The sequence below is a fragment of the Caballeronia ptereochthonis genome, from assembly GCF_001545075.1.
In the GTDB taxonomy this organism is placed as follows: Bacteria; Pseudomonadota; Gammaproteobacteria; order Burkholderiales; family Burkholderiaceae; genus Caballeronia; species Caballeronia ptereochthonis.
Genome location: NZ_FCOB02000003.1, coordinates 167,024 through 192,719, shown reverse-complemented (window position 1 = coordinate 192,719; position 25,696 = coordinate 167,024). Strand labels below are relative to the sequence as shown.

The following is a 25,696-nucleotide window of genomic DNA, read 5'->3' as shown; positions in this document are numbered from 1 at the left end:
GCGATACGAACGATTCGATGCAGAATACGCGAACCGCAACGGGTCTGGCAAAGGAGCGACATGCAACGCGAACGCATCGACAGTGGGGAATTGATCCGTTGTCTGAAGCTCGAACTGCATCCTGAAGGCGGATATTTTCGCGAAACGTATCGGGCGAGCGGGAATGTCGTGCGCGAGAACGGGGCCGAACTGCGTTCGGCGTCCACCGCGATCTATTTCCTGTTGTGCGACGGCGCGCATTCCGCGTGGCATCGCATTCGCTCGGACGAAGTCTGGCATTTCTACGCGGGCGATCCGATCGACGTGCACGTGCTCGATGCGCAAGGCGCGCTCGTCACGCATCGGCTCGGCAATGCGCTCGTGCATCCGGACGCCGCGTTTCAGGCGGTCGTGAAGGCGGGCAACTGGTTCGCCGCCGAATGCCGTGATGCATCGGGCGCGGCGCTCGTCGGCTGCACGGTCGCGCCGGGCTTCGAGTTCAGCGAGTTTGAGCTGGCCGCGCCGGGCGCGCTCGAAGCGCGTTATCCGCAGCATCGGGAAACGATCGCACGGCTCGGGCCGAAGACGTGACGCCGCGCGCGCGACTGCGGTTATCATCGCGCGCATCGCGACTACAAACACAAGGTCAGGCATGAGCGGAGTGCGCCGCGGGATTCAATCGATCGAAGTAGGTGGGGCGCTCTTGCGCGCGCTGGTGGATCATGGCGGCCCGATGCTGCTCGGCGATCTCGCGAAGAAGGCCGGCATGCCGTCGGCGAAGGCGCATCCGTATCTCGTGTCGTACGGCAATCTCGGCCTGATTCAGCAAGACCCCGCAACGGGCCGCTATGAACTCGGGCCGTTCGCGCTGCAAATGGGGCTCATCAGCCTGCAGCGCGTCGATCCGGTGCGCCTCGCGGTCACGGAGGTGGCGAACATGACGCCGCGCATCGAGCATACGGTCGCGCTCGCGAGCGCGGGCAGCTATGGTCCGACGATCGTCCACATCCAGCAGGCGAGCGTGCCCATCCACGTGACGATGCGCACGGGCACCGTGATGTCGCTGCTGCAGACCGCGACGGGCCGCGCGTTCGCCGCGTATCTGCCGCCGATGACCGTGGATGCGCTCGTGGCGATCGAGCGCGCGGGCGCGTTGCAGATCGGCGCCGAGCGACGCGACTACACGCGCGCGCAGATCGATGCGATGCTCGCCGAAGTGCGCGAACACGGCATCGCGAGAGCGATCGACGAGCCGGTCGCCGGCATCAGCGCGATGAGCGCGCCGGTGTTCGACCATTCGCGCAATATCGTGCTCGCGATCACGGCGATCGGGCCGAGCGGCTCGTTCGACGGCGCATGGAATGGCGCCATCTCGGAGGCGCTGCGCGCCTGCGCACAACGCGTCTCGAAGATGCTGGGCTTCGTCGCCGTCTGAGTCAGACCCGGCGGTCAGACCGGCCGCCAGTGTCCCGGCACCCACGCCCAGTGATTGCCTTCCCACCGATAGTGTCCCTTCACCCAGCGATACCCCGGCGCGGGCGGAGGCGGCATGACTTCGGCCACGGGCGCGGGTTGCGGCGGATGCGCCGGTTCGACCACGCAACCCGACAGAAGCACGCCCGCCGTCATCGCGCCGATCAGCATCAGCGAAGCCTTCGCTTTCATACGTTTTGATCCTCTAATGTTCATATTGGAGTCGCGGCCGTGCCGCCGTCGTTTCCATTGAACGTTCGAAGCAGACGAAAACTGTCGCGCGACCTTGTAAGCGAATGTAAATGCCGGATGCGTTTCGCCGAGGCCTCCCCATGCACCCGGCGCCCGGATTCGGGTAAACCTAAATTCAACACTATAAAACGACTTGTACAATGATGAACAACTAACCGAGAGCGAAGCAATTCGCACCGGAGCCGCAGGAAGTCCCGCAAAGAGGGCATGAAGGCTCGACGATGGAGACGATCGAATGTCCGTGAATTACGCCACTCTGCGTTTCGAATACCAGCGCGCGCCCGACCACGATGCGCGGGCGTCCTCGCCTTATCCCGTGGCCGTGATCGGCGCGGGGCCGGTCGGCCTGGCGACCGCCATCGATCTCGCGCAACAAGGCGTGCGCACGGTGCTGCTCGACAATGACGACACCGTATCGACCGGATCGCGCGCCATCTGCTTCGCCAAGCGCACGCTGGAGATCTTCGACCGCCTCGGTTGCGGCGAAAGAATGATGGAGAAGGGCGTGAGCTGGAACGTGGGCAAGGTCTTTCTGCAAGACGATCTCGTCTACACGTTCAACCTGCTGCCGGAAACCGGGCACGCGCGTCCCGCGTTCATCAACCTGCAGCAGTACTACGTCGAAGGCTTTCTCGCCGAGCGCGCGATGGAGCTCGACAATCTGCACTTGCGCTGGAAGAGCGACGTGACCGGCGTGACGCAGCATGAGGATCACGTCGAGTTGCAAGTCGAAACGCCCGACGGAATCTATCCGCTCAAGGCGCAATATGTCGTCGCCGCCGATGGCGCGCGCAGTCCGATGCGTCGTGCGCTCAATCTCGACAGCCGCGGCCGCACGTTCAAGGACCGCTTCCTGATCGCCGACGTGAAAATGAAGGCGCCGTTTCCCACCGAGCGCTGGTTCTGGTTCGATCCGCCGTTTCATCGCAATCAGTCCGTGCTGCTGCATCGTCAGCCGGACAACGTATGGCGCATCGATTTTCAGCTCGGCTGGGACGCGGACCCCGTCGCGGAAAAAGCGCCCGAGCGCGTGATTCCACGCGTGAAGGCGCTGCTCGGCGAAGACGCCGAATTCGAACTCGAGTGGGTCAGCGTCTACACGTTCTCGTGCCTGCGCATGGAGCATTTCAGGCATGGCCGCATCATCTTCGCGGGCGATGCCGCGCATGGCGTGTCGCCGTTCGGCGCGCGCGGCGCGAACAGCGGCGTGCAGGACGCGGATAATCTCGCATGGAAGCTCAAGCTCGTCGTGAACGGCGATGCGCCGCACACGCTGCTCGACACGTATGCTTCCGAGCGCGAATACGCCGCCGACGAGAACATCCTCAACTCGACGCGCGCCACGGATTTCATCACGCCGAAGAGCGCGGTGTCGCGGCTCTTTCGCGATGCGACGCTCAGGCTCGCGAAGGATTGTCCATTCGCGCGGCGCATGGCGAACAGCGGGCGGCTCTCCGTGCCCGCGGTGCTGCGCGACTCGCCGCTCAATACGCCCGATCGGGACGACGACGCCTTCAATAGTGCGATGGTTCCCGGCGCGCCGTGCGTGGATGCGCCCGTGTGCGTCGATGGCCGCGATGCATGGCTGCTCGCCCGGACGCACGGCAGCGCGTTCACGGGCATCTACTTCTGCGGGCTCGGCCACGATCCGCACGCCTGCGCGCCAAGCCTCGCCGCATTGTCGAACGGCCCGCTGCCGGTGCGCGCGCTGATCGTCGTGCCGAGGGGCATGGCTTGCACGTCGGAGGGCGTGACGGTGGTGGAGGATGTCGAGGGGATGGTCGCGCATCGCTTCGATGCGCGACCCGGCACGTTCTATCTGCTGCGTCCCGACCAGCACGTGTGCGCGCGCTGGCGCGCATTCGATGCCGCATCGGTCGCGGCGGCGCTCGAGCGTGCAACCTGCAACGGATGAATCGTATGAAGCTCAATCTCGAACTGAATATCGCGGACCACGATGCGTTCTACGAGCGCCTCATCGATACGCACAACGGCCTCTCCGACGAAGAAAGCCAGATGCTCAACGCGAAGCTGATACTGCTGCTTGCGAATCACATCGGCGACAGCGAAGTGTTGAGCGAAGCGCTGGCGATGGCGCGTCACGGCCTCGTCGCGAGCTGATCCTTCAAGGCGATGCCCACGCGCTCGCAGATGAATGCGCCGATGCCCGCGATGTCGTCGAGCGCGAGGACGGGCAGCGTCGTATCGAGCGCGGCGGCATCGTCGGTTGCGATTGCAATTATCTCGACGTCTGTCCTGTAGAGCGGATCGCGGCCGACGGAAGGCCGCACGACTTCCAGCCGCGGCATCGCCTCGCGCGTGAATCCTTCCACGATCACGAGGTCAGCGTGCGACAGGCGCGCGGCAAGATCGGCAAGCGGCGGCTCGTCCGCGCCGTTCAGCTCGCGCACGATCGCATAGCGATAGGGCGATGCGATCAGCACCTCCCCCGCGCCCGCGCGACGAAAACGCGCACTGTCCTTGCCCGGCGGCTCCAGTTCGATCGAATGATGACTGTGCTTGATGACGTTGACCGTGAGGCCGCGTGCGCGCAGCCACGCCAGCAACGCTTCGATCAACGTGGTCTTGCCCTGGCCCGAGCGGCCTGCGATGCCGAAGAGCGGCGGATGAGGGGAGTTCATGCGAAGGTCGGGTCTCACTGGTGTGGTGCTCGTCCGATCGTCGTGAATGGCACGGGCGATCAGGAGCGCGTCCCTCAAGTTTAGCGGTTGCCTCGTGAGAACAGGAAAATCGCGCGCGCCGGATCGCAGGATCCGGCGCGCGCGATCAGCGCGAAGTACGCGAGGCGCGATGAAGCGCAAGATGCACTGCGGCCATTTGGCGCTTCCGTAGCGAGCAAAGTGAATTCGCGCTATCGTCGTGGATTGTTCCTGGCGCGCGTCATGCTTTGCACATACGGTTTGCCAGGACCGTCTCATGCTCAAGCGTTCACAGGATCCGACATGGCTGAAGACAATGCCAGTATCGCTCTCGCACCGCAGCAGTTTTCCATCGACGTGATGCTCGAAAAGTACGCCAAGGGCGACGAGACGCGCGTCGAGGATATCTATCGACGCGTGGCGCGCGGCGTCGCGCTCGCCGAGCCTGAAGAATTGCGCACGAAGATCGAAGCGGAGTTCGTCGAGAACTTCCGGCGTGGCGCGCTCGGTGCGGGGCGCATCATGAGCGCGGCGGGCGCGGGCATCGATGCGACGCTCATCAATTGCTTCGTGCAGCCGGTGGGCGATGCGATTCAGGGCGTCGACAGCAACGGCTTGCCGGGCATCTATGTCGCCCTGCTGCAGGCGGCCGAGACGATGCGCCGCGGCGGCGGCGTCGGCTACAACTTCTCCGCGATCCGTCCGCGCGGCGCGCGCGTGCATTCCACGGGGTCGGCGGCCTCGGGGCCGTGCAGCTATATGGACGTGTTCGATGCCTCGTGCCGCACCGTCGAGAGCGCCGGCGCGCGGCGCGGCGCGCAGATGGGCATACTCGATTGCACGCATCCCGACCTGCTCGAATTCATCGCGGCAAAACATACGAAAGGGCGCTGGAATAATTTCAACGTGTCGGTCGCGGTGACCGACGAGTTCATGCAGGCCGTCGCCGACGACGCCACCTGGCAGCTCGTGCACAAGGCCGAGCCGTCGCCCGCGCAGCGCGCGGCCGAAGACATGCATCAGCGTGAGGACGGCTTGTGGGTCTATCGCGAAGTACGCGCGCGCGATGTGTGGAACACGATCATGCGTTCGACCTACGATGTCGCGGAGCCGGGCGTCGTGTTCATGTCGCGCATGAACGACGACAACAACCTGCGCGCCATCGAAGCGATCCGCGCGACCAATCCATGCGGCGAGCAGCCGCTGCCCGCCTACGGCTGCTGCAATCTCGGTCCGCTCAATCTTGCGCGCCTCGTGCGCGAGCCCTTCGCGCAGATGCGCGGCGGCGCGCCTTCCTTCGACTGGGACGGCCTCGCGCGCACGACACGCACCCAGGTGCGCTTCCTCGACGACGTGCTCGACGTGACGCTCTGGCCGCTCGAAGAGCAGGCGCGCGAGGCGGCGGCGAAGCGTCGCATCGGCGTCGGCTTCACGGGCCTGGGCGACACGCTCGTGATGCTCGGCCTGCGCTACGACGCGCAGGAAGGACGCGACTTCGCCGCACGCGTCGCGCGCACGATGCGCGACGAAGCGTATCGCGCATCCGTCGAACTCGCGCGTGAACGCGGGGCGTTTCCGCTTTTCGATGCGAAGCGTTATCTGGAGGAGGGTACGTTCGCATCGCGCCTGCCGGACGATATCAAGCGCGCAATACGCGAGCACGGCATCCGCAACAGCCATCTGCTTTCCATCGCGCCGACGGGCACCGTGAGCCTCGCGTTCGCGGACAATGCGTCGAATGGCATCGAACCCGCGTTCTCATGGACGTATCAGCGCACCAAGCGCATGGCGGACGGCTCGCGCGAGACCTTCGCCGTCGAGGATCATGCGTATCGGCTCTATCGGGAGATGGGCGGCGACGTGAACGCGCTGCCCGAGTACTTCGTGAGCGCGCTCGAGATGTCCGCGCACGATCACATGGAGATGATGGCGGCGGTGCAGCCCTTCGTCGACACGTCGATTTCGAAGACCGTGAACGTACCCGCCGATTATCCGTTCGACAAGTTTCAGGATCTCTATTTCGAAGCGTGGCGGCGCGGCCTGAAGGGGCTCGCCACGTATCGGCCCAACGAAACGCTGGGCGCGGTGCTTTCGGTGGCGCCCGCCGAAACGCCGAGCGATTCGCCGGATCCCGAGCTCGACCTCGATCCGCTGCGCATCGCGATCGATCACCGGCCGAAGGGTGAGTTGCCCGCGATCATCGAGAAGGTCGAGTACCTGACGCAGGCGGGGAAGAAGTCGCTCTATCTCGCGGTGTCGTTCATCGAAGTGACGGGACGCATCGCGGGCGAGGACGTGACGATCGAGCGGCCCATCGAGTTCTTCATTCCCACGGGGCAGCGCGACGAATCGCAGCAATGGATCACCGCGACGATGCGCTCGCTGTCACTGGCCGCACGCGGCGGCTTCGCGGCGCGCACGCTCCAGGACATGCGCAAAGTGTCGTGGGATCGCGGGCAGGTACGGCTGGGCGATGTCGATCGTCTCGATGGACATCGCAGTCCGCGCTGGCACGATTCCGAAGTAGCGGCGCTAGCGTATGCGATTCAGCAGATTCTTCACCGCCGCGGTTTTCTCGATGCAGAGGGCAACCAGGTACCTTCGCGCGCGCTTGCGCGCAAGCGCGGCGAACGTGCGCCGCATGCGGTAGCTGTAGCCGATGAGAGCGAGGACGTATCCGATGGCATCGCGCCAGGCGAAATCGATCCACATGGTCTTCCCCAGATGCACGGCCGAAAATGCGCCACGTGTGGTGCGAATGCGGTGATCCGCAAGGATGGCTGCGACTTCTGCACGGCGTGCGGCGAAATCGGTGCGTGCGGGTAAAGGAGAAAAGGCGGGAAAAGGCGCGGAGTTCGATCCGCGCCTTTCATTTCACGTCTTGTGGGCGCATTCAGCGGTCTGTTGCTGGCTCTCTTGCGAGACCGCGGGCACATGCGACTCACGCTGCACGAACGGACGCCATACCGGTGTGGCCCATGCAAAGTCGTCCAGAGCCGAGAACTGCTCGAGCGAAGTATTTTCAAACATGATGACCTCTTGAATTTCCGCTGACGGCGCGATCAGCGCGCCGTTACATTGCCGTGCGTCGCGGAGCCATTGGCATACTCGACGATTTCACGGTTGCGCGCTTCCGCCTGCGCCGCATCGCGAGCGCGTTGCTCGTTCTGCGCGGCGATGGCATCGCCCCACATGCTGCGCTCCGGATACGTGTTGCGGTTCAAAGCAGGCAGCGAGCCGTTCGAATAGGCGGCCACCAGTTCGGCACGCACTTGCGCGCGCGTCTTGGGCGCGTCGCTCGAGTTCGCCTGCGTTTGCGTCGATACCTGATCCGTGCCTGCACGGCCGATGCCCTGGCCGCTCTGGGCGAATGCCGTGGTCGAGACGACTGCGGAGATAGCTGCGAGAGAGAACCCGGTGATGAGCTGTTTCATGCTTGCGACTCCTTTCATTCCCATGCTGCGTGCGGGCAAATGCGGATTGCACTTTGCGGTTGATGCACGCTGCGATGGGAATGAATGTAGTCGCCGGGTACAGGCGGATAAATGCCGGATCAGCGAATAGATTTATCGATTTCGACGAATAATCGCGCGGAGCCTTGAGGGGCGGTCGTTTGCGGGATGTTGAAAACATGCCTGTCGAATCGATAGGCACGTCATGAAGCGATTGCTAGGCGAGTTGCTTGTGAAAGAACGTCGTCGCGCAGGGCGTGCCGTCGGGCATCAGCGCATAGTTCGGCACCACGCCGACACGCTGCCATCCGGCGCGCTCGTAGAGGCGCTCGGCATCGCCGCCGGTGACGGTATCGAGCACCAGCACGGACTTGCCCGCGGCGCGCGCTGCATCGTCTGCGGCGGCCATCAGTCGTTGTGCAATGCCCTGACGTCTCGCCCGGCGTACAACGAGCATCTTCGCGACATCGGCGCGATGTGGTTGATTCTCCGGCTGATCGACGACGATCTGCACGGTGCCCACGACATTCCCTTTCGCGTCTTCGGCAACGAGCAGGATGCGCTCGTTGCGCGCGACGCCATGCGCGACGCGCGTCCAGAATTCGACGGCCGTCGCGCGCGAGATGGGCAGCATGAAGCTGACGGACGCGCCGCCCTCGACACAATCGATGAGGACGTCCGCCAGCGTCTCGATGTACCCCGATGCTTCGTTCGCGCCGACGCGGCGCACGGTGATGTTCTCGTTCATTACTGGTCTTGCCGTGCCGCCCCGCGGCCGATGATTAGCTATGCAACGATATCTTCCGTTCCCGCGACTTCCGGCGTGCCGTGACGCACGATCGTGGGCGCCGCCGTGCTCGTCGGCAGGCAGCGGTCTTCGGCGTCCTTCTGGCCTTGCAGCAGCGGGCAGCGCTCGAACAGCTCGGCTGCCCAGTCGACGAACACGCGCACCTTCGGCGACAGATGCCGGTTATGCGGATACACCGCGGAAATCGGCATCGGCAGCGGATTCCATTGCGGCAGCACTTCGACGAGCTCGCCCGCGCGCAGATGCGGCAGCGCCATGAAGCGCGGCACCTGAATGATGCCGACACCCTTCAAACCACAGCTCAGATACGCTTCGGCGTCGTTCACCGCGATCATGCCGCGCATCTTCACTTCGATGGTTTCATCGTCGACGACGAAGTCCATGTCCATGATGCGGCCCGTGCGGCTCGAAAAATAATTCACCGCCGTGTGATTCTGCAAATCGTCGATCGTTTTCGGCGTGCCGTTGCGTTCGAGATACTGCGGGGCCGCGACCGTCACGCCCTGAAACACGCCAATGCGCCGCGCGACGAGACTCGAGTCCTGCAGCGTGCCCACGCGAATCACGCAATCGACGCCTTCCTGAATCAGATCGACCGGCTTGTCGCCGAAACCCATCATCAGTTCGATGTCCGGGTAGCGCGTATGGAAATCGCACAGCTGCGGCATCACGATGAGCCGCCCGATCGCGCCCGGCATGTCGACGCGCAGCTTGCCGTGCGGGCCCTTGCCGTTGTTCGAGAACGAGCCCTCCGCTTCCTCGATGTCCGCGAGGATGCGCACGCAACGCTCGTAATACGCCGCGCCGTCCGGCGTGAGATTGAGCCTGCGCGTCGTGCGCTGGAGCAGGCGCACGTTCAGATGCGCTTCCAGATTCTGGATGATCGTCGTGACCGAGGCACGCGGCAGATTGAGCGTGTCCGCTGCGCGGGAAAAGCTGTTGGTGTCGACGACGCGGGTGAAGACCTGCATTGCTTGTAGCCGATCCATGTTCTCTCACCTTTGCTTAGCGCCGCAAGGAATTAAGCGCGCGCTAAAGAATGACCGAAAAAACAATCGCAAGGGATAACCACGATTGTTCGGTGCGACCGAATTGTGTTGCCGGATTATAGGCATTTATCTAAAAAGGCGCGGACTCCAGAATTCGCACCATCGCAACTTATGCGTCACGGCCGTGCAGCACCGGCCGCGCACCGAGAATAACCATGGCGTCACTGTTGGATCTGGAGTCGAGTCCCCGGCTGTGCATCGAAGAGGTGCGCATCACGGGACACGCGCAGCCGATCACCCTGCGCAGCTACCGTCCCGCCTCGGACGGCACGATCCTGCCCATCGTTCTGTACTTCCACGGCGGCGGTTTTATTCGCGGCGGACTGGACGACGCGGACATTGCCGCCGCGACGATCGCCCGCGATACGCCTGCGTGGGTCGTGTCGGTCGGCTATTCGCTCGCGCCGGGATTTCCGTTTCCCGCCGCGCCCGAGGACGGCTATCGCGCCGCGCAATGGGCCGTCGCGCATGCCCGCGCGCAGCGCGCGGACCCGCTGCGCATCGGTGTCGCGGGCCATGACGCGGGCGGGAATCTCGCGACGTGCGTCGCGGCCATCGCACGCGATCGCGGTGATATTCGCATGTCCGCGCAAGCCTTGCTCGCGCCGCTGCTCGATCCGAGCATGACGCGCCTCGCGGACGAACGCAAGGTGCTGTGTCCCGATTTCGAAGCGTGCGAATGCGCCCAATGGTATCGCGCCTATCTGCCGAATCCGTCGCAGCGGCTGCATCCGTACGCGGCGCCGCTCGAATCGCGCCGTCTTCATGGCCTGCCGCCCGCGCTCATCGCCAGCGCCGAGCACGATCTCCTGCATATCGAAGCGGAGAAGTACGCGGGCGAACTGATCGCGGCGGGTGTGCCGACCGAGGTCACGCGTCATTGCAAGACGTCGCATCAGGCGCTCGCAGCGCACCCCGACGCGCTTGCCGACGTCGTCGCGTTCTTCAGGAAGCGGCTGGCGCGCGCGAAATGACCGCAAGAAACGGCGCGCAAGGTACGCATCGCACAACAACAATCTCAACGCAACCGGAGCTTCTCACCATGTTCTTCACTCGCAAACGCATCTACGCCGCGCTAGGCGCGACGCTGGTCATCGCCGGCGCGGGCGGCTACACCGCCTGGCGCGGCCACGGCGACGCGGCGATGAATCAGGCGCAAGCCGCGGCGCACAGCCCGACCGCCACGGAAGTCGACGTGGCGACGGTGGTCTCGAAGACCATCACCGACTGGCAAAGCTATTCCGGCAGGCTCGAAGCGGTGGATCACGTGGACATTCGCCCGCTCGTTCCGGGGACGATCGTCGCCGTGCATTTCAAGGACGGCCAGCTCGTGAAGAAGGGCGATCCGCTCTTCACGATCGATCCGCGCCCGTACGAAGCCGAAGTGGACCGCGCGCAGGCGCAGCTCGCGGCGGCGCAGGCGCGCAACGGCTACACGTCGACGGATGCCGCGCGCGCCGAGCGCCTGCTCGCGGACAACGCGATCGCCAAGCGCGATTACGACGAGAAGCAGAACGCCGCGCGCGAGGCGGTCGCGAACCTGAAGGCCGCGCAGGCCGCGGTCGAGACCGCGAAGATCAATCTCGCGTACACGCATATCGTGGCGCCCGTGTCGGGCCGCGTGTCGCGTGCGGAGCTCACGGTCGGCAACATCGTGTCAACGGGGGCGAACGCGCCCTTGCTGACGACACTCGTCTCCGTGTCGCCGATCTACGCATCATTCGATGTCGACGAACAGACCTACCTGCGCTATCTCGGCCGCGACGCGGGCAGCTCGGTGCCGGTGTCGCTCGGTCTCGCGAACGAGGACGGCTATTCGCGCGACGGCGTGGTGGATTCCGTCGACAACCGGCTCGACACGACCTCCGGCACGATCCGCGTGCGTGCACGCTTCAACAATCCGGACGGCTCGCTCGTGCCGGGCCTCTATGCGCGCGTGAAGGTGGGCGGCGGCACGCCGCACCCGGCCGTGCTCGTGGAAGACGAGGCCATCGGCACCGACCAGGACAAGAAGTACGTGATGGTCGTCGACAAGGACAACCGCGTGCAGTATCGCGAGGTCACGCTCGGTCAGACGCATGAGGGCCTGCGCGTCATCAGCAAGGGCTTGCAGCCGGGTGAGCGCATCGTCGTGAACGGCTTGCAGCGCGTGCGTCCCAACGACGTGATCAAGGCCAACAACGTCGCGATGGACAACAACGATGCCGCGCCTGCCGTGAAGACGGCTTCCGCGTCGTGAGCGTCATCCGCAACAGACAGAACTCGTCATGAACATATCCAAATTCTTCATCGACCGCCCGATCTTCGCGGGCGTGCTATCGGTGGTCGTGCTGCTGGCGGGCATCATCGCGATGTTCAAGCTGCCGATCTCCGAGTATCCGGAAGTCGTGCCGCCTTCGGTCGTCGTGCATGCGCAGTATCCCGGCGCGAACCCGAAGGTGATCGCGGAGACCGTGGCCTCGCCGCTCGAGGAGCAGATCAACGGCGTCGAGGACATGCTCTACATGCAGTCGCAAGCCAATAGCGACGGCAACCTCACGACTACCGTCACGTTCAAGCTCGGCACCGATCCTGACAAGAACACGCAGCTCGTGCAGAACCGCGTGAACCAGGCGCTGCCGCGCCTGCCGCAGGATGTGCAGCGCCTGGGCGTGACGACCATCAAGTCCTCGCCGACGCTCACGATGGTCGTGCACCTGAACTCGCCCAACGGCCGCTACGACATGACGTATCTGCGCAACTACGCGCTGATCAACGTGAAGGACCGGCTCGAGCGCATCGCGGGCGTGGGCGAAGTGCAGCTGTGGGGCTCGGGCGACTACTCCATGCGCGTATGGCTCGACCCGCAGAAGGTCGCGCAGCGCGGCATGACGGCGACGGATGTGGTCAATGCGATCCGCGAGCAGAACGTGCAGGTCGCGGCGGGTGTGATCGGCGGCTCGCCGACGCTGCCGAACGTGCCGCTGCAACTCAACGTGAATGCGCGCGGCCGCCTGCAGAACGAGTCGGAGTTTCGCGACATCGTGCTCAAGACTTCACCTGATGGCGCTGTCACGCACCTGAGCGACGTCGCGCGTGTCGAACTCGCCGCATCGGAATACGGCCTGCGCTCGTTGCTCGACAACAAGTCGGCGGTTGCGATCGCGATCAATCAGCAGCCGGGCGCGAACTCGCTGCAGATCTCCGACGAAGTCCGCAAGACGATGAAGGAACTGAAGGCGGACATGCCGGCGGGCCTAGAATATCAGATCGTCTACGACCCGACGCAGTTCGTGCGCTCGAGCATCGAAGCGGTGATTCACACGCTCGCGGAAGCGATCGCGCTGGTCGTGCTCGTCGTAATCGTGTTCCTGCAGACGTGGCGCGCATCGATCATTCCGTTGCTTGCCGTGCCGGTGTCGATCGTCGGTACGTTCTCGCTGCTGCTCGCGTTCGGGTTCTCGATCAACGCGCTGTCGCTGTTCGGGATGGTGCTGGCGATCGGTATCGTCGTGGATGATGCGATCGTGGTCGTCGAGAACGTCGAGCGCAACATCGAGGCGGGACTGTCAGCGAGAGAGGCCACGTATCAGGCGATGCGCGAGGTGAGCGGGCCGATCATCGCGATTGCGCTGACGCTGGTCGCCGTGTTCGTGCCGCTCGCGTTCATGTCCGGTCTCACTGGCCAGTTCTACAAGCAGTTCGCGATGACCATCGCCATTTCGACGGTGATCTCCGCGTTCAACTCGCTGACCTTGTCGCCCGCACTCGCCGCGCTGCTGCTGAAGGGCCACGACGAGCCCAAGGACTGGCTCACACGTGGCATGGACCGCGTGTTCGGCGGCTTCTTCCGCGGCTTCAACAAGGTCTTCCATCGCGGCTCGGATGCGTATGGCAAGGGCGTGAAGAGCGTCATCAACCGCAAGGCATTGATGATGGTCGTTTATGCCGTGCTGCTCGCCGGCGCCGTGCTGATGGGCAAGATCGTGCCGGGCGGCTTCGTGCCCGCGCAGGACAAGGAGTATCTGATCAGCTTCGCGCAACTGCCGAACGGCGCGTCGCTCGACCGCACGGAAGGCGTGATCCGCGAGATGTCGGCCATTGCGTTGAAGCAGCCGGGCGTGGAAAGCGCGGTGGAATTCCCGGGCTTGTCGGTGAACGGCTTCACTAATTCGTCGAGCGCGGGCATCGTGTTCGTCACGCTGAAGCCCTTCAAGGAGCGCGTGCATGACAAGGCGCTGTCGGCGAACGCCATCGCGGGTGCGCTGAACCAGAAGTACGCGGGTATCAAGGGTTCGTTCATCGCCGTGTTCCCGCCGCCCCCGGTTCTCGGTCTCGGCACGCTCGGCGGCTTCAAGATGCAGCTGGAGGATCGCGGCGCGCTCGGCTATGCGGCGCTCGCGGATGCGACGCAGGCGTTCATCAAGCGCGCATCGCAGACGCCCGAGCTCGGCCCGACGTTCTCGAGCTATCAGATCAACGTGCCGCAGCTGAACGTCGATCTGGACCGCGTGAAGGCGAAGCAACTGGGCGTTTCCGTCACCGACGTGTTCGACACGATGCAGGTCTATCTCGGCTCGCTCTACGTGAACGATTTCAATCGCTTCGGACGCGTGTATCAGGTGCGCGTGCAGGCGGATGCGCCGTTCCGGGCGAATCCCGAGGACATCGGCTTGCTGAAGACGCGCAATGCGAACGGCGACATGGTGCCGCTCTCGTCGCTCGTCAAGGTGACGCCGACGTACGGCCCCGAGATGGTGGTGCGCTACAACGGCTATACCGCTGCCGACATCAACGGTGGTCCGGCTCCCGGCTACTCGTCCGGCCAGGCGCAGGCGGCGGCGGAACGCATCGCGGCGGAAGTGCTGCCGCGCGGGATCAAGTTCGAATGGACCGATCTCACGTATCAGCAGATCCTCGCGGGCAATGCCGCGCTGTGGGTGTTCCCGATCAGCGTGCTGCTGGTGTTCCTCGTGCTCGCCGCGCTGTATGAAAGCCTGACGCTGCCGCTCGCGGTCATCCTGATCGTGCCGATGAGCATTCTGTCGGCCCTGCTCGGCGTGTGGCTCACCGATGGCGACAACAACATCTTCACGCAGATCGGCTTGATGGTGCTGGTGGGCTTGTCGGCGAAGAACGCGATTCTGATCGTGGAGTTCGCACGCGAGCTGGAGATGCAGGGGCGCTCGATCGTGCAGGCCGCGATCGAGGCGAGCCGCCTGCGTCTGCGCCCGATCCTGATGACGTCCATCGCGTTCATCATGGGCGTGGTGCCGCTCGTGCTGTCCACGGGCGCGGGCTCGGAAATGCGTCACGCGATGGGCGTCGCGGTGTTCTTCGGCATGCTAGGCGTGACGCTCTTCGGTCTGATGCTGACGCCGGTGTTCTACGTGATCCTGCGCAAGCTCTCCCGCACGGAACACGTGACGGACAAGCACGGCTCGCATCCGCAGATGCGCGGTATCGGTGCCTCCTACGAGGCGCAATGAGGTCGATGATGAACAGGTTGCATATGAAACGATGGTTGGGTTTGCCTGGTCTGATGGCGGCTTTGCTGGTGGTCGCGGGCTGTTCGCTCGCGCCGACCTACGAAAAGCCGAACGTCAACGAGCCGTCCGCATACAAGGAAACGCCGCAGAAGACGCTCGACGCATCGGAAGCGGGTACGTGGAAGACCGCGCAGCCCTCGGAAGAGATGCTGCGCGGCGAATGGTGGACGATCTTCGACGACGCCACGCTCAACGATCTGGAAAAGCAGGCGCAGGACGCGAACCAGAACCTGAAGGCCGCGGCGGCGCGCGTGAAGGAAGCGCGCGCAATCAACCAGACGGCGCGCGCGGGTCTCTTCCCGACGCTCGACGCGGGCTTCGGGCCGACGCGCGAGAAGCTCTCGCCCGCGTCGCAGTTCCTGCCGCCCGATGGGAACGTGCCCGCGCAGACGCTGTGGCGCGCGCAGGCAAGCGTGTCGTATGAAGTCGATCTGTTCGGCCGGGTATCGAACTCGGTGCAGGCCGCGAACGCCGACACGCAGCAGAGCGAGGCCCTGTTCCGCTCGGTGCAGCTCGCGCTGCAGGCGGATGTCGCGCAGAACTATTTCAATCTGCGCGAGCTGGATGCCGAAACCGACGTCTTCACGCGCACGGTGCAGTTGCGCGAGGAAGCGCTGAAGCTCGTGCAGCGCCGCTTCACCGAAGGCGATATCAGCGAGCTGGACGTGGCGCGCGCGAAGTCGGAGCTTGCGACGGCGCGTTCGGACGCGATGACGGTGCAGCGCCTGCGCGCGGCTTCCGAGCACAGCCTCGCGGTGCTGCTCGGCAAGGCGCCCGCGGAGTTCACCATGGCCGCGAACCCGCTCAAGCCGGTGACGGTGCGCGTGCCGCCGGGCCTGCCTTCGTCGCTGCTGGAGCGTCGTCCGGACATCGCGGCGGCGGAGCGCTCGATGGCGGCGGCCAATGCGCGCATCGGCGTGGCGAAGGCCGCGTTCTTCCCGTCGCTCACGCTGACGGGTTCGGGCGGCTTCGAATCCGCGACGCTCGGCGATCTGTTCAAGTGGTCGAGCCGCACGTTCCTGCTCGGTCCGTTCGCGGGCACCGCGCTGAACATCCCGATCTTCGACGGCGGCCGTCGCAAGGGCAATCTGGCGAATGCGCGCGCGGTGTATGAAGAGGACGTGGCGAACTATCGTCAGCAGGTGCTCGTCGCGTTCCGCGAGGTGGAGGACAACCTTTCGGACCTGCGCATCCTCGAAGACCAGACGGCGACGCAGGACGATGCCGTGAAAGCGTCGGTGCGCGCCGCGCAGCTCTCGCGCACGCAGTACACCGAAGGCGCGGTGAACTATCTCGACGTGATCGATGCGGAGCGCACCGTGCTGCAATCGCAGCGCGCGGCCGTGCAATTGCAGGGCACGCAGGCGGTATCGACGGTGAACCTGATACGCGCGCTGGGCGGCGGCTGGGGCGACGCCAGCCCCACGCCGGTGCCCGAGCCGAGTCTCGCGCAGAAGTGACGTGAACATGGCCCTGTTTCGTGCAGGGCCATTTTTTCAGGTGCTCGTTGAGAAGAGCCACGCGGAAGACGAACCGATTGTTCGTCTCATGGAACATATGTCTTCACCTGCGGAGCGTTTATCCGCGAGGCCCCGATCCATACAATTCTAATCATGGGAATGGGAGCCGATGATGAAAGACTTGATCGCAAGACAACTGTATCAGCCGGCGGTGGTGCTGCCACTGCTACTGTTGACGCGCCTGATGGTCACGCTCGACTTCAATCTCGCGCAGGTGATGTTCGTGATGGTGCTGAAGGGGTCGCAACACGCGTATCAGTTCGCGCTGCGCCACACGCTGGGGCGCCAGCGCGGCAACGGCGCCGTGAAGCACCTCCCCTGCAACCACTGCTGCTGACGCTCGCGTAAGACATCGACCTCAATAGACCTCGGGAACGTACATCTCATCGGCCACGGGCTGCCGCAGATAATCGGGATTGAACACACGATCGGGCAGCGTGATCGGCTGATGGTCGATCTCGTGATACGGCACCTGGCTCAGCAGATGATGAATGCAGTTCAGGCGCGCACGCTTCTTGTCGACGGCCTGCACGACCCACCACGGCGCTTCCGGAATGTGCGTGCGCTGGAGCATCACCTCCTTTGCCGCCGTGTACGCTTCCCAGCGGCGACGGCTTTCCAGGTCCATCGGACTCAGCTTCCACTGCTTGAGCGGATCTTCGATGCGTGCCTGGAACCGCACTTCCTGTTCGTCGTCGGTGATCGAGAACCAGTACTTGATGATCTGAATGCCGCTCCGCACGAGCATCTTCTCGAACTCGGGAACCGAGCGGAAAAATTCCTCATACTCTTCGTCGGTGCAGAAGTTCATCACGCGCTCGACGCCCGCGCGGTTGTACCAGCTGCGGTCGAACAGCACGATCTCGCCGGCCGCGGGCAAGTGCGACACGTAACGCTGGAAGTACCACTGCGTGCGTTCGCGGTTGTTCGGCGCGGGCAGGGCGGCCACGCGGCACACCCGCGGATTCAAACGCTGCGTGATGCGCTTGATCGCGCCACCCTTGCCGGCGGCATCGCGCCCTTCGAAGATCACGACGAGACGATGTCCCGTATGCACGACCCAGTCCTGCAGCTTCACGAGCTCGCCCTGCAGCCGGAACAGCTCGCGGAAGTAGGTCTTGCGCAGCTGGCGGTCTTCTTCCGAGAAGGTCGATTCGCCGTCCAGGAAACGGTCGTCGACTTCCATCTCGAACTCTTCGTCGTAGCTGTCGATGATGTCGGCGTGGAAACGGCGCTGCTTGTCCGTCGTGTTCATGAAGAGCTCCGTGAGCGTTCTTGGGCTGTCGCCGTCGAGTGACAGGGCGCGGCGCGGGACGGCCGATTATGACCCTTTTCGATGGCAGTCATATGACAACCGCCGCAACAGGGAAACGAGGTTTCATTGTAGAAAGGGAAGCGGCGCGTGGTCACGAAGCAGCGCTTTATGAAGCGGAGACCCGCACCGTTAGAATGTTCCGGCACTTCAATGGCATGCCGATGGCATTTTCCAACTCTTTCAGCGAGACCACGATGACAGACACTCCACGCGCCCTTCAGAGTTTCGACGAAGCCCGCACCGCGCGCCTCGTGCCTTATGACCGGCTCGTGGACACGCTCGCCGCGACCATGCTCGATTATGCCGCCGGGCGCATCGTGAGCCCGGAGCGCATGGTCGTGCCGATCGAAGGCGGCGTCATGCTGTCGATGCCGGCGAGCGCCGCCGATCTCGCGATCCACAAGCTCGTCAACGTCTGCGCGGGCAACGGCGCGCTGGGGCTGCCGACGATTCACGGCCAGGTCACCGCATTCGATGCCGTCACCGGTGTGCCGCAGTTCATGCTCGACGGACCGACCGTGACGGGGCGGCGCACGGCGGCGGTGTCAATGCTCGCGATTCGCGCGCTGCACGGCGACGCGCCGCGCGAGGTGCTCGTGATCGGCACGGGCAAGCAGGCGGCATATCACATCGAGGCGCTCGCGTCTGTGTATCCCGATGCGCGCATCCGCGTGCAGGGCTCGCGTCCCGAACGCGCGCGCGAATTCTGCGCGACGCATGCATCGGTATCGGACAGGCTCGCCGCGCTGGAGGCTTCCGCGATTCCCGATTCGATCGATGTCGTGATCGCCGCGACGACGAGCAAGACGCCCGTCTACACCGCGCCGGCGCGCGCCGGGCGGCTCGTCATCGGCGTGGGCGCGTTCACGGCCGATGCCGCGGAGATCGCCGCCGCGACCGTCCACGCCAGCGAGCTTTATGTCGACGATCTCGCCGGTGCGCGCCACGAGGCGGGCGAGTTGATTCTCGCGGGCGTGGACTGGAACACGGTGCATGCGCTCGCCGAGGCGCTCGCCGCGCCCGGCACGCCCGTCGACGCGGCGCGTCCCGTGATGTTCAAGTCGGTCGGGTGCGCGGCGTGGGACCTCGCGGCGTGCCGGGTGGCGCGCGTCCTTTTGTCGGACGAACGCGCTGCCCCGCAATAAGCGCGGCGGAACGCGGGACGAGTGGAACGGTACTTGCTGCGCGATCTTAAATGACCATCGGCGCGACGGAGCGCCATAGCAATCGAGGCAGCGAACTGACCCATGAAAAGTCGACACGACAGCAAATGGCACCCGTGGCTTCCGGCGCGTGAGCACGGACCTGAAGGCGCCGGCGGCGCGGCGGGCGGGGACCGCAACGCGCCTCCTCACGCGAACGCGGCGCCGCCCGCAGCCTATTTCATATCGGTGCTGGAGCTCGCCACCGGCGAGACGCTCGGCAAGGACGAACGTCTGCGCGCCGTGGCCATGCTCGAATCGCACTTCGGAGCGGGCCGGCCGCGCACGCTGACGGAAGCGGTGCGCATCTGCGCCGCGGCCATTGATTCATCGACGCTGCAGCGCATGGCGCGCGGCGCGAAGGCTTGAGCCACGTCCGAAGGGAAGCGCGTTTTTTCACATCTGTGTAAAACGCGCGTGCTTGCGCGGGGGCGAGCAAGCGTTCATTTGACGGTCTGAATGACCTCGAAGCCTTCGAACTCGGGATGACCCTGATAAAGCTGGCGCGTCTCGCCGCCCGCGTTGCGGTGCGCGGCGCGAAACGCGTCCGACCGCGTCCAGTCCTCGAACGCTTCCCGGTTTGCCCAGATCGTGTGGCTCGAATAGAGGACGTGATCGTCCTTCGCCGGCCCCTTGAGCAGATGAAATTCGACGAAACCCGGCACCTCCTTGAGATGCGTGTCCCGGCTGGTCCAAAGGCGTTCGAAGTCGGCCTCGGCGCCGGGCACGATCTTGAAGCGGTTCATGGCGATATACATGTCGATGCGTTTCCTTCGCGGCGAGCGCGCTCAAAGATACAAAAATATCAGTCGTGCGAGAGTTCGACTATTGTCGTGAAGCCGCCGAAGAACATGCGCTGCGGGTCGAACGGCGGCTCGCCCGATTCCATCATCGATTTCAGGCGTGGGTCTTCCATCACTTTCGCATTGACGCTGTCGCGTTGCTCGCGCGACGCGTAGACGATATACGAGAACACGACCGTCTCGCCTTCCTTGAGCTGCACGCTCTGCGGAAAGGACGTGAGCTTGCCGGGCTTCACGTCGTCGGCGATGGTCTCGACGAACTGCAGCGCGCCGTGTTCCAGCCAGATCTTGCCGGCCGCCTCTGCCATGGTCCGGTACGCGTCGATCTTGTCGATCGGCACGGGTACGACGAATCCGTCTACGTAGTGCGCCATCTGAGCCTCCTGAATGGATGTGGGAACCGACTCGCGCATTCGCTGCGCTGCCTGCTTTGAGCGTTTTGTAAGCCACGAAGTTCAGGCGGGCGGACAAGGCAATTCGACCGTCCACGCCTCTGCGCCGGATTGCCGTTTGAGCACGGTGCGCGAGAGCGGCGCGAAGTTCATTGCGCCGATCGACGACAGCGGCTTGCCGAGGGCGTGCGCGACGGCCGCCTTGACGACGATCGCGTGCGTGACGACGATGCAGCGCCCGCTCCGTGCCTCGCCTTCGATGCGTGCAATGCCTTCGATGACGCGCGCCGCGAGCATCGCCACGCTTTCGCCGCCATGCGGACATACGCGAGGATCGTCGAGCCATGCAGCGATATTCGCGGGCTCGCATTCGCCGATCTCGCGGATCGAGCGACCGCGCCAGCGGCCGTAGTCGATGTCGTCGAACGCGGGATCGATGTCGAATGACCGCGCGATGCACGCCGCCGTTTCGCGCGCGACGCGCGCGGGGCTCGCGATCACGCGCGCCGCGTCCTCCGCGTGAGCGGGCGCGGGTGCAGCGGGTGCATGGCGTTCGGCGGGCTCGTCACCCGTGGGAAAGCGGCCGGTTTTCATCGCGCGCGTGGCGGCGTGGCACAGCAGAATGAGTTCCAATGCAGTCGACGGCCCGGTGGAGATCGTTTTACTTTGCCGGCAATCGTCATAGAATGGCAAGCTTGCAGTGCGAGGAAGCCGGTGTGAACCCGGCACGGTCGCGCCACTGTGAGCGGTTCGTCAGCCTTGGAGCGATGCGCCGCGAGTCAGACCCCGCTGCATGCTCTTCGTCAATCGGGACGCGCTTTTCCCTGGAGAACCACCATGAATGCTTCCAACGCGCCGGTTTTTTCATCGCCGGTTTCCCCGTCGCTCGACGCACCCGTGCCCATTCCGGTGCGCGAAGTGTTGCCCTGGGCCATCTTCATCGGCCTGATTCTGCTGATCGCGATCTATTTTGTCGGCGCGGAGCAGGGCGCGACGTCGATCTTCCCGGGCATGTACGTCCACGAATTCGTCCACGACGGCCGGCACTTGCTCGGCTTTCCATGCCACTGAGGACGCGCGATGATTCGCAGCTTGCTGATACGCGGCATGATCGCGGGACTGGTCGCGGGCCTGATCGGCTTCGGTTTCGCGCGTGCGTTCGGCGAACCGTCGATCGCGCGGGCCATCGCGTTCGAGGAACGGCACGAGCATGCCGAAGCGGCGCATGAGCACGAGCACGAACACGCCGATGCTTCCGCGAATGCCGCGCATTCGCACGATCACGGCGACGAAGCGCTCGTCTCCCGCGACACTCAGGCCGGCCTTGGGCTGTTGACGGGTGTCGCCGTGTTCGGCACGGCGCTCGGCGGCCTTTTCTCGCTGGTGTTCGCGTTCGCCTATGGACGGCTCGGCGCGCTGCATGCGCGCGGCACGTCGGCGCTTCTGGCGCTGTTCGGTTTCGTGAGCGTGGCCATTGTGCCGTTCCTCAAGTACCCGCCGAATCCGCCCGCCGTGGGCAATCCGGAGACCATTGGGCCGCGCACCGCGCTCTTCTTCTGCATGGTGGCGATTTCCCTCGTGGCCGCGGTGTTCGCCGTGCGGCTGCAGCGGCGCATGCAGGCGCAGCATGGCGGCTGGAACGCGACGCTCATCGCCGGGGCAGCGTATATCGTGGTGATCGCGATGGCGCAGGTCGCGCTGCCGCGCGTCGACGAAGTGCCCGCCGATTTCTCGGCTTCGCTGCTGTGGAACTTCCGCGTGGCCGCGATCGGCATTCAGGCGCTGATCTGGACGACGCTCGGCCTCCTGTTCGGCGCGCTCGCCGCGCGTGAACTCGAGCGGCCGGCGGTCAGGAGAATGGCCGCGGCCTGAGCTCCTCGTTCGCCGATGACACGACCCACGTTCCGTCAGGAACGTGGGTTTTCTGTTTGTGCGCTTGCCGCGCGACGCGCAAGCAGTTCATCGAACAGATCGTGCTTCGCGGCATCGTCCATCGATCGGAAAGTCCGGATCTCCTCGCGGCTTCGATAGCAGCCCTGGCACAGGCCGCTGTCCGGATCGAGCTTGCACACGTTGGTGCACGGCGAGCCGACCGGTTCCTGCGTTCTTGCGCGCTCGATCGTGAACGCGAGATCCAGCGGCGCTTGAATGTCTTGTGTCGTCGTCATAGTGATTCGCCGCGAAAGAGTGCTGCGGCCGCGGCCGGATTCGACGGCCAGTAAGCGTGCATGTATGTGGCCGTGACCGGACCGTGCCGATAGAGCGCTTCGCCCGCAGTGCCTGTCGTCGCGTGCGCCGCGTGGAGGACCGGCTGCAGCGGCGTGGCGAGCGTCGAGTAGTGGAAGGTGTGGCCCATCATCGCGCCGTGTGTCGTGTCGACGCGTTGCATCGCGAGGCGCGACAGCCGGCGCTGCATCGCGGCATCGCCGGGCAGGATGCCGAGCATCGCGTGCTTCGTGCCTTCGACGTCCGTGAGCGTGTCGACGAGATAGAGCATGCCGCCGCATTCCGCGACGACAGGCTTTTCATGCGCGACATGCCGCGCGATCGACGCGCGCGTGCGGGCATTCGCGGCGAGCGTGGCCGAATGCAGTTCGGGATAGCCGCCGGGGAGATAGAGTGCGTCGGCATCGTCCGGTGCGGGCTCGTCGGCGAGCGGAGAGAAGGTGCTGATGGTCGCGCCCATCGCCACGAGCAGATCGAGGTTCGCCGGATAGATGAACGAGAAGGCGGCATCGCGCGCCATCGCGATGTGCATGCCGTCGAGCAGACGCGGCGGCGCGGGAAGCGTCGCATCGTCGAAGCGGACCGGCGGCGGCAGATCGGCGAGCGTGGTGTGCGCGATGGCATCGGCGGCGCGATCGAGCCGTGCGTCGAGTCCCGCGATTTCGCCAGGCTGCGTGAGACCGAGATGCCGCTCGGGCAAGGCGATATCGTCCGTGTTCGACAGATGACCGCAGTAGCGCAGTCCTTCGGGAATGGTCTCGGACAGCATCTGCGCATGCCGCGCCGACGCGACGCGATTCGCGAGCACGCCATGAAACGGCAGGTCCTCGCGATAGCGCGCGAGCCCGAACGCGATGGCGCCGAAAGTCTGCGCCATGCCGTGCGCGCCAATCACCGCGAGCACGGGCACCTTGAACGCGGCGGCGAGATCGGCGCTGCTGGGCGTGCCGTCGAAGAGACCCATCACGCCTTCGATGAGGATCAGATCGGCTTCGCGCGCGGCCCGCGCGAGCAGCGCGCGGCAGGCATCGGGCCCGACCATCGAGAGATGCAGCGAATACACGGGCGCGCCGCATGCGCGTTCGAGGATCATCGGATCGAGAAAATCCGGGCCGGTCTTGAAGACGCGCACGTTCAGGCCACGGCGCGCGTGATGGCGCGCGAGCGCGGCCGTCACCGTGGTCTTGCCTTGATGCGACGCGCTTGCGCCGATGAAAAGAGCGGGGCAGTCGGGCATCGCGTTCAGAACTCGACGCCGCGCTGCGCCTTGACGCCTTGCTCGCGATACGGATGCTTCACGAGCCGCATCTCGGTGACGAGATCGGCGAGTTCGACGAGCGCATCGGGCGCATGGCGTCCCGTCACGACGACATGCAGCATCGCGGGCCTTGCCTTCAGTACCTCGAGCACTTCGTCGAGCGGCAGATACTCGTACTTGAGCACGGTGTTCAGCTCGTCGAGCACGACCATCCGGTACTCGCCGCTTTCGATCATGCGCCGCGCCTCGTTCCAGCCTTTGCGCGCGGTGGCCATGTCGGCTTCGCGGTTCTGCGTGTTCCAGGTGTAGCCGTCGCCCATCGTGACGAAATCGCAATTGGCGATCGCGCCGAGAAAATCGCGCTCGGATGTGTGCAGCGCGCCCTTGATGAACTGCACGACGCCGAGCTTCATGCCGTGGCCGAGCACGCGCACGGCCATGCCGAACGCGGCCGTGGTCTTGCCCTTGCCGTTGCCGGTGTTCACGATCAGCAGGCCCTTCTCGTGATCGGCCGCGGCCTGCTTTTTCTCGTGGCCTTCCTTGCGCCGCTGGGTCATGCGCAGATGCGATTCGGTATCGGTTTTCATGTCTCGTTCTCGATGGATGTGCGTGCGACGGCGATCGCAACGGTCACGCCGCCTTCGATCGCCTTCGGCACGATGAGCGTGTCCGTGTTGCCCGCGAGCAGGGCGCATGGCTCGCATACGCCGTCGACGTTCAGACGCTTCGCCGCATGATGCGACGGCGCGACACCCGGCACTCGCGCGATTTCATCGGCGGTGTAGAAGCGCAACGGCAGGCGATGACGCGCGCAGAACGCGAGCAATCCGGCTTCGTCCTGCTTCGCGTCGATGCTCGCGACCGTCGCGATATCGCCGAACGCATGCGAGCCGAGCGCGATGCGCACCGCGTGTTCGATTGCGTCGGCGCTCGTGCCGCGCCTGCAGCCGATGCCGACCGCGAGCCGCGCGATGTGGGCCGATGCGTTCATCGCGCGAATGCCGCGTAATCGAGCGCGCTCTCGATGGCGAGCCCGGCGACCGAACCGATCACGACGATCGCGGGCGCGCCGAGCGCGGCGGCGCGCACGGCATCGGGCAAATCCCGCAGCGGCGCGCGCAGATGACGCTGTTCCGGGCGTGTCGCGGATGCGATCGCAACGGCGGGCGTGTCGGGCGCGAGGCCGACCGCGAGCAATGCGTCGACGATATGCCCGATGCGCCGCATGCCCATGTAGACGACGAGCGTCATGCCGGTGGCGGCGAGCGCGGCCCAGTCGGGTTCGCGGCCCGCGCCGTCCCCGGTATCGGCCGCGTTGCCCGCGCCATGTCCGGTGACGAACACGACCCCCATCGCCTGTCCGCGATGCGTGACCGGCACGCCGACGGCCGCGGGCGCCGCGATCCCCGCCGTGATGCCGCTCACCACTTCGACGCGCACGCCCGCGCGCTGCAGCGCCTGCATCTCCTCGCCGCCGCGCCCGAACACGAACGGATCTCCGCCCTTCAGGCGCGCGACGCGCTTGCCCGCGCGCACGTGCGCAAGCATCAGATCGATGATGACATGCTGCGGCGTCGACGGTTGTCCGCCGCGCTTGCCGACATGCGTGACGAGCGCATCGGCGCGCGCGAACCGGAGCACTTCGGGATTGACGAGATCGTCGACGAGCACGACGTCCGCTTCGCCGAGCACGCGCACGGCCTTGAGCGTCATGAGCTCGACGTCGCCGGGGCCGGCGCCGACCAGATGGACTTGTGCGGAGGGCGCGTTCATGCGAGC

General features: G+C 65.0%; 29 protein-coding genes and 1 riboswitch. Of the genes, 14 read left to right on the top strand and 15 right to left on the bottom strand.

The window, feature by feature from the left end; genetic code table 11:
• Positions 1-60 precede the first annotated feature (60 nt).
• On the top strand, positions 61-570 hold the full coding sequence (locus AWB83_RS04400; RefSeq protein ID WP_087043022.1) for a cupin domain-containing protein: 510 nt from the start codon (positions 61-63) through the stop codon (positions 568-570).
• A gap of 61 nt (positions 571-631) precedes the next feature.
• Positions 632-1,414 carry an IclR family transcriptional regulator gene (locus tag AWB83_RS04395; RefSeq protein WP_087043021.1) on the top strand — a complete coding sequence of 261 codons (783 nt, stop codon included), beginning with the start codon at positions 632-634 and terminating at the stop codon, positions 1,412-1,414.
• Between the two features lie 14 nt (positions 1,415-1,428).
• On the opposite strand, the gene AWB83_RS04390 is transcribed toward AWB83_RS04395, so the two are convergent.
• A complete protein-coding gene (locus tag AWB83_RS04390) occupies positions 1,429-1,644 on the bottom strand; it encodes a YXWGXW repeat-containing protein (protein ID WP_087043020.1) in 216 nt (71 codons plus the stop codon).
• A gap of 295 nt (positions 1,645-1,939) precedes the next feature.
• Here AWB83_RS04390 and AWB83_RS04385 point away from each other — a divergent pair, with 295 nt between their 5' ends.
• The gene (locus tag AWB83_RS04385; RefSeq protein WP_087043019.1) at positions 1,940-3,619 is read left to right on the top strand and encodes an FAD-dependent oxidoreductase; all 1,680 of its coding nucleotides are present in this window, start codon (positions 1,940-1,942) and stop codon (positions 3,617-3,619) included.
• Positions 3,616-3,825 carry a DUF2783 domain-containing protein gene (locus AWB83_RS04380; RefSeq protein ID WP_087043018.1) on the top strand — a complete coding sequence of 70 codons (210 nt, stop codon included), beginning with the start codon at positions 3,616-3,618 and terminating at the stop codon, positions 3,823-3,825. Before AWB83_RS04385 ends, AWB83_RS04380 begins: the two co-directional genes overlap by 4 nt.
• Here AWB83_RS04380 and mobB read toward each other — a convergent pair.
• Positions 3,804-4,346 (bottom strand): molybdopterin-guanine dinucleotide biosynthesis protein B, encoded by a 543-nt coding sequence (mobB, locus tag AWB83_RS04375; RefSeq protein ID WP_087043017.1) that lies wholly within the window; start codon positions 4,344-4,346, stop codon positions 3,804-3,806. The two genes, AWB83_RS04380 and mobB, sit on opposite strands and share 22 nt — an antisense overlap.
• 321 nt (positions 4,347-4,667) lie before the next feature.
• Between mobB and AWB83_RS04370 the strand changes: the two genes are divergently transcribed.
• Positions 4,668-7,190: an adenosylcobalamin-dependent ribonucleoside-diphosphate reductase gene (locus AWB83_RS04370; RefSeq protein ID WP_087043016.1), complete on the top strand. Its 2,523-nt coding sequence runs from the start codon at positions 4,668-4,670 to the stop codon at positions 7,188-7,190.
• 48 nt (positions 7,191-7,238) lie between these two features.
• Here the strand turns inward: AWB83_RS04370 and AWB83_RS36705 are convergent, their stop codons facing one another.
• The 4 genes from AWB83_RS36705 to AWB83_RS04355 all read right to left on the bottom strand — a co-directional run bounded on the left by AWB83_RS36705 (position 7,239) and on the right by AWB83_RS04355 (position 9,613).
• Positions 7,239-7,394, bottom strand: a complete 156-nt coding sequence (locus AWB83_RS36705; protein WP_167389064.1) for a hypothetical protein — start codon at positions 7,392-7,394, stop codon at positions 7,239-7,241.
• A 32-nt stretch (positions 7,395-7,426) separates the two neighbouring features.
• Positions 7,427-7,798, bottom strand: a complete 372-nt coding sequence (locus AWB83_RS04365; RefSeq protein WP_087043151.1) for a DUF4148 domain-containing protein — start codon at positions 7,796-7,798, stop codon at positions 7,427-7,429.
• A 235-nt stretch (positions 7,799-8,033) separates the two neighbouring features.
• Complete coding sequence (locus tag AWB83_RS04360) at positions 8,034-8,564, bottom strand: GNAT family N-acetyltransferase (RefSeq protein ID WP_087043015.1); 531 nt, start codon at positions 8,562-8,564, stop codon at positions 8,034-8,036.
• Between the two features lie 38 nt (positions 8,565-8,602).
• Positions 8,603-9,613, bottom strand: coding sequence for a LysR family transcriptional regulator (locus AWB83_RS04355; protein WP_087043014.1), 1,011 nt, complete (start codon positions 9,611-9,613; stop codon positions 8,603-8,605).
• Between the two features lie 215 nt (positions 9,614-9,828).
• Between AWB83_RS04355 and AWB83_RS04350 the strand changes: the two genes are divergently transcribed.
• From AWB83_RS04350 to AWB83_RS04330, 5 genes are all read left to right on the top strand, one after another.
• Positions 9,829-10,647, top strand: coding sequence for an alpha/beta hydrolase (locus AWB83_RS04350; RefSeq protein ID WP_087043013.1), 819 nt, complete (start codon positions 9,829-9,831; stop codon positions 10,645-10,647).
• A 68-nt stretch (positions 10,648-10,715) separates the two neighbouring features.
• Positions 10,716-11,912 (top strand): efflux RND transporter periplasmic adaptor subunit, encoded by a 1,197-nt coding sequence (locus AWB83_RS04345; RefSeq protein WP_087043012.1) that lies wholly within the window; start codon positions 10,716-10,718, stop codon positions 11,910-11,912.
• Positions 11,913-11,940: 28 nt separating this feature from the next.
• Positions 11,941-15,141 carry an efflux RND transporter permease subunit gene (locus AWB83_RS04340; protein ID WP_087043011.1) on the top strand — a complete coding sequence of 1,067 codons (3,201 nt, stop codon included), beginning with the start codon at positions 11,941-11,943 and terminating at the stop codon, positions 15,139-15,141.
• A 23-nt stretch (positions 15,142-15,164) separates the two neighbouring features.
• Entirely contained in the window at positions 15,165-16,661 is a 1,497-nt protein-coding gene (locus tag AWB83_RS04335; protein ID WP_279629072.1) for an efflux transporter outer membrane subunit, read from the top strand.
• 169 nt (positions 16,662-16,830) lie between these two features.
• Positions 16,831-17,058 (top strand): hypothetical protein, encoded by a 228-nt coding sequence (locus tag AWB83_RS04330; protein ID WP_087043010.1) that lies wholly within the window; start codon positions 16,831-16,833, stop codon positions 17,056-17,058.
• 21 nt (positions 17,059-17,079) lie between these two features.
• Here the strand turns inward: AWB83_RS04330 and ppk2 are convergent, their stop codons facing one another.
• The gene (gene ppk2, locus AWB83_RS04325; protein ID WP_087043009.1) at positions 17,080-17,976 is read right to left on the bottom strand and encodes a polyphosphate kinase 2; all 897 of its coding nucleotides are present in this window, start codon (positions 17,974-17,976) and stop codon (positions 17,080-17,082) included.
• Between the two features lie 254 nt (positions 17,977-18,230).
• Here ppk2 and lhpI point away from each other — a divergent pair, with 254 nt between their 5' ends.
• Both lhpI and AWB83_RS04315 read left to right on the top strand, forming a co-directional pair.
• On the top strand, positions 18,231-19,181 hold the full coding sequence (gene lhpI / locus AWB83_RS04320) for a bifunctional Delta(1)-pyrroline-2-carboxylate/Delta(1)-piperideine-2-carboxylate reductase (RefSeq protein WP_087043149.1): 951 nt from the start codon (positions 18,231-18,233) through the stop codon (positions 19,179-19,181).
• 102 nt (positions 19,182-19,283) lie between these two features.
• Positions 19,284-19,607 carry a hypothetical protein gene (locus tag AWB83_RS04315; RefSeq protein ID WP_087043008.1) on the top strand — a complete coding sequence of 108 codons (324 nt, stop codon included), beginning with the start codon at positions 19,284-19,286 and terminating at the stop codon, positions 19,605-19,607.
• Between the two features lie 74 nt (positions 19,608-19,681).
• Here the strand turns inward: AWB83_RS04315 and hmuQ are convergent, their stop codons facing one another.
• From hmuQ to AWB83_RS04300, 3 genes are all read right to left on the bottom strand, one after another.
• Positions 19,682-19,996: a heme-degrading protein HmuQ gene (gene hmuQ / locus AWB83_RS04310; protein ID WP_087043007.1), complete on the bottom strand. Its 315-nt coding sequence runs from the start codon at positions 19,994-19,996 to the stop codon at positions 19,682-19,684.
• Positions 19,997-20,043: 47 nt separating this feature from the next.
• Positions 20,044-20,415, bottom strand: a complete 372-nt coding sequence (locus AWB83_RS04305) for a DUF1428 domain-containing protein (protein WP_087043006.1) — start codon at positions 20,413-20,415, stop codon at positions 20,044-20,046.
• Between the two features lie 81 nt (positions 20,416-20,496).
• Entirely contained in the window at positions 20,497-21,066 is a 570-nt protein-coding gene (locus AWB83_RS04300; RefSeq protein WP_087043005.1) for a histidine phosphatase family protein, read from the bottom strand.
• A 48-nt stretch (positions 21,067-21,114) separates the two neighbouring features.
• Positions 21,115-21,241: riboswitch (cobalamin riboswitch) on the top strand.
• Positions 21,242-21,270: 29 nt separating this feature from the next.
• Between AWB83_RS04300 and AWB83_RS04295 the strand changes: the two genes are divergently transcribed.
• Complete coding sequence (locus AWB83_RS04295) at positions 21,271-21,504, top strand: CbtB domain-containing protein (protein WP_087043004.1); 234 nt, start codon at positions 21,271-21,273, stop codon at positions 21,502-21,504.
• A 9-nt stretch (positions 21,505-21,513) separates the two neighbouring features.
• The gene (locus AWB83_RS04290) at positions 21,514-22,305 is read left to right on the top strand and encodes a CbtA family protein (RefSeq protein WP_087043003.1); all 792 of its coding nucleotides are present in this window, start codon (positions 21,514-21,516) and stop codon (positions 22,303-22,305) included.
• Between the two features lie 35 nt (positions 22,306-22,340).
• Here AWB83_RS04290 and AWB83_RS04285 read toward each other — a convergent pair whose 3' ends face one another.
• From AWB83_RS04285 to cobA, 5 genes are read right to left on the bottom strand one after another with little or no spacing between them, the layout of a single operon-like run.
• The gene (locus tag AWB83_RS04285) at positions 22,341-22,601 is read right to left on the bottom strand and encodes a DUF1289 domain-containing protein (RefSeq protein ID WP_087043002.1); all 261 of its coding nucleotides are present in this window, start codon (positions 22,599-22,601) and stop codon (positions 22,341-22,343) included.
• Entirely contained in the window at positions 22,598-23,896 is a 1,299-nt protein-coding gene (locus AWB83_RS04280; protein WP_087043001.1) for a cobyrinic acid a,c-diamide synthase CobB, read from the bottom strand. The genes AWB83_RS04285 and AWB83_RS04280 overlap by 4 nt, the downstream gene beginning before the upstream one ends.
• A gap of 5 nt (positions 23,897-23,901) precedes the next feature.
• A complete protein-coding gene (gene cobO / locus AWB83_RS04275; protein ID WP_087043000.1) occupies positions 23,902-24,504 on the bottom strand; it encodes a cob(I)yrinic acid a,c-diamide adenosyltransferase in 603 nt (200 codons plus the stop codon).
• Entirely contained in the window at positions 24,501-24,908 is a 408-nt protein-coding gene (locus AWB83_RS04270; protein WP_087042999.1) for a cobalamin biosynthesis protein, read from the bottom strand. Before AWB83_RS04270 ends, cobO begins: the two co-directional genes overlap by 4 nt.
• Entirely contained in the window at positions 24,905-25,690 is a 786-nt protein-coding gene (gene cobA, locus AWB83_RS04265) for a uroporphyrinogen-III C-methyltransferase (protein ID WP_087042998.1), read from the bottom strand. Before cobA ends, AWB83_RS04270 begins: the two co-directional genes overlap by 4 nt.
• Between the last annotated feature and the right edge of the window lie 6 nt (positions 25,691-25,696).